Annotated in this window: 2 protein-coding genes and 2 pseudogenes; all 4 read right to left on the bottom strand. The window is 43.6% G+C overall.

The features are described from left to right. A pseudogene (locus ACRC32_RS14180) lies at nucleotides 1-579 on the bottom strand (hypothetical protein); the annotation flags it as partial. A gap of 38 nt (nucleotides 580-617) precedes the next feature. Beyond that, nucleotides 618-1,676 carry a hypothetical protein gene (locus ACRC32_RS14185; RefSeq protein WP_438554582.1) on the bottom strand — a complete coding sequence of 353 codons (1,059 nt, stop codon included), beginning with the start codon at nucleotides 1,674-1,676 and terminating at the stop codon, nucleotides 618-620. Nucleotide 1,677: 1 nt separating this feature from the next. Then, nucleotides 1,678-2,529 carry a hypothetical protein gene (locus tag ACRC32_RS14190; protein WP_438554583.1) on the bottom strand — a complete coding sequence of 284 codons (852 nt, stop codon included), beginning with the start codon at nucleotides 2,527-2,529 and terminating at the stop codon, nucleotides 1,678-1,680. A 37-nt stretch (nucleotides 2,530-2,566) separates the two neighbouring features. After that, nucleotides 2,567-3,358, bottom strand: a pseudogene (locus tag ACRC32_RS14195) (hypothetical protein); the annotation flags it as partial.

Raw genomic sequence — 3,358 nt, forward strand, 5'->3', positions numbered from 1 at the left:
AATTCCCCGTTCGCGATCGATTAATTGGGGTTCGCCGACAAAATCAAAATTGAGAACAGTTGTGGTAGGGTTGCTAGAGAAGTAATCTTTCGGTATCCAATCCTTTGCCAATAATTGCAAAAACGGTTGACGCTCAAAATCTGGAAGTAGAAAAGCTGATTGATAAGCAACAGTAGGGACTTTAGTATCACTATTCTCAAAAAATGTTTTAGCATCATAACTTCCCTGTTTTTCCCCGATCGCGAAGGAGGTATTAACTAAAATTCCTTCGTCTTTGATAGTGGCTTTACCACTAGTTGAAGGCAGTTTTCCCGACCAAGTAAACTGAAGAGTTGTCCAATCTTTTACAAATTGACGAATTACTTCTGGTTCGCGATAATTTTGTGGCTGTGGTTCTGCTACAAATGCCGTACCATCATTACGCTGTACCAATGTAGGCTGAGGCTGTTTAGCAAGCACGTATAAGCTAAAAGTCAAAATTAATAGAGCTAATACTTGCACGACTTGACTGCCAGCAAGTATGGCAACCGATACTGGCAAGATATCGTCTTCTTTTAGCTTAATTTTTGGAATTCTCATTTGAAAATAGCTGTTATTTAGTTTTAAAAAACTGAGAATTAGAAAGGTAACAATTTAAATCCAATTGATGTTAGCGTACTAGCACCACTACCCATTGCCCGTAGAACTGCCATTCCTCCCCCTGCCGCCACCGCTCCCGCCAAAAATGGAGCAGCAAGACCGAGTAAAATCAAAAAGCCAATATCAGCAGCTTCCTGAAGTTTGGAGATGACAATTACCTGTGCAATTAAACCAACAGTCAACACATAGCTCCAGAGAGCCAGGGACGTACTGATGTAACCGATAAACCAAGCCCAAAGCGGACGGACAGGTAAAGGCAGAGTAGACGCAGCAACAGCAATTGGTCCGTACAGTCCGGTTAATAACATCGCCAGTTCAAACAAATGAGAAGCAGCCCACTGACAGCCTTTGAGAAACCATCTCACTGCGGATTGTGCTGCTGAACCAAGTAACATTCCTAGTAGTGGGTTATTGAAACCATTGCCGAAGAAGCCAGTTTTAAAGTTACTCAAACGTTCCCACAGTCGCCTTAGTCCGCCTAAAGAACCAAACCGACTTTCAGCTCGCTCGACTACATCTCTTGCTGCTTTACCTACTTCTTCCATACATTGAATTTGTGCCTCCCCAGTCTTAATTTCGCAAGCACGATACTGCGTTCCCAACCAGTCTTTGACATCGTTGGTGACTAGGACATCTTGAATTGCCTCATCCACTGAAGTTCCAGCCAATTGAATATTAAAAATGATTTGAGTTTGAGTTGCTGTAAATAGGCGCATATCCGTGGTAATTTCAGCTAGGAGTTGCCCGTTATTTGCTAGCAGCATCATGGCTGTAATTAGCCATAGATAGTGCCGCATGACTAAGATGGCATTGCGATTGACAACTTGCTCTACTAAATAAATGGAAAAACCAATGAAAGACACGGCAACAACACAAGAAGCTATATAATTAACCGCAGTCCATAGCCCGTTCTGTTTTTGTTGAAAAATCACCTGCCAAAGCTGATTCCAAGCTTGTGCGGCAGCGAATGCTTGCTTGGCACTTTCGTCAAGCAGTTCTACCCCTCCAGAAGCAGCCAGATGTAAGGGAGTAATCATATTATTTACTGTTACTAGACTGCAATCGGCGGAAGGGAAGGTAGACACCCGCACGCATAGCAGCTATGGCGATCGCATCTTGGTCTAGACGTTGGTGGCGATTGGCTTCATCGATGCCTTCACTCAAGTTAGCTGACAGCTGCATCAAAGAAGCCTGCTGTTGTTGAAGTGACAAAACTCCCAAATAGACTTTGCTTTCTAGCCGTGATTGATTGGCAGCCATGTCTCCTAATTGGGAAAATACTTTTGCATGAGATTTCATTACATCCTGCGTAACTGTCAACTCTTGCGAGTCTGCGGCTATCGTTTGTATTTCCCGTGCTGATTCCAAATTGCTTTTAATTAGCTCTGCTGTCTCCTGCGTACTCTTCTTCACCTGTTGCCTACCAGTTTCTCCCAAATAAGGCGCAGCACTTTCTCTGGCAAATTCCTGGTCATCAAGATTGGCTAAGTCTCGCTCTCGAACGTGAGAGTTAGCAGTGAGTATGTCATCTGTGGGTGGCGAGGCAGTCCGCTTTGTTTCTGTTTGCGATGCTGGCTTAGAAGAATCAGAATCTATAGAAATAGAAATAGAGCCACTGCTAGTAGGACAACTATCGGGGGCAACAATAAACAAAATACCTGGGCAGTCAAGTCCTAGTATCTTCTCAAATGTGGATTTTAACAGTGAGTCAATACTCGACTTACCAATGGGATTCGATTTATCCTTCACTACGGATTCAATCGTATCTAAAGTTTTCTCTACTCGTGGATCTGGAAATGCAGCAGCAAGCGCGATCGCAGAAGACATTAAAGTAGAAATAGATGCGATTCCAATAATGACAAAACTTCTAATTTTATAACTTGAAAACATTGCTTCAACGCTCAATAATTAGAGATTAATTGTCGTTCTACACTTTTTGAAAAACAGGGATGAAAGAGCTGCCTTGAGACGGACAGAGATCGTCCATTGATTCACCCGATCGCCTAGCTCTGGCATAGTCCTGAGCAAATGCGGTTACACTCTGATAAAAGTTGCCGTAGTAATCGAGATAACGCTTTCTTGCTCGTTGCTCTGGAGGATGAGTCGCAACCAATGCCATCAGCTCTGGTGAGGGAAAATGACTCACTTGGGTTTGGATTCCTTCCGCTAGTAGCAACCAGTGGGAACACAGTAGAATGTTGTCCGGCTGGAAACTCTGTTGGGCATTGGGATAGAAAATTTCTGGAGGCTTCTTTAGGTAGTGAGACAAATCTTCAATATCGCTTTCTTCAATTGCCCCAATCGTGCGAACCCCTAAATTAGTGAGAAATTGCGAACCAGCAGCACTTTTAGCGATCGTGACAATATCTTGAGTGATAACTTCTACGCCAATACCACTTTTACCGCCGTTAACTACCGTTTCTGCAACAGCATGAACCAAACCGTTGTTTTTAAATAGCAGCGATCCTTCATCTACAATCAAGTAACTTTTTGGGTGTTCTAAAGCGCGAACTAGGGCAATTGACTGGGCAGAAAGGGCGCATACTGTTGCTTCATCCTCATCTCTGGCTCCACGCAAACTAAAGGATAAAAAAGGAGCATCCAGCCGAATTTCGCTCGGTCGAGAGATTGCTTTCCCAACAGGGCTGCGGAGCCAAGTAACTAACTGTAACAAAATTTCGTTTCTTGCTTCTCCTGCCGTTTCCTCGCCCCCTATTTC

This window comes from Chroococcidiopsis sp., assembly GCF_051657925.1.
Classification (GTDB): Bacteria; Cyanobacteriota; Cyanobacteriia; order Cyanobacteriales; family Chroococcidiopsidaceae; genus Chroococcidiopsis.

Excerpts from the sequence above, each read along its gene's own strand:
- ACRC32_RS14190 (WP_438554583.1), bottom strand. The coding sequence starts at position 2,529 with ATGTTTTCAAGTTATAAAATTAGAAGTTTTGTCATTATTGGAATCGCA.
- ACRC32_RS14185 (WP_438554582.1), bottom strand. The coding sequence starts at position 1,676 with ATGATTACTCCCTTACATCTGGCTGCTTCTGGAGGGGTAGAACTGCTT.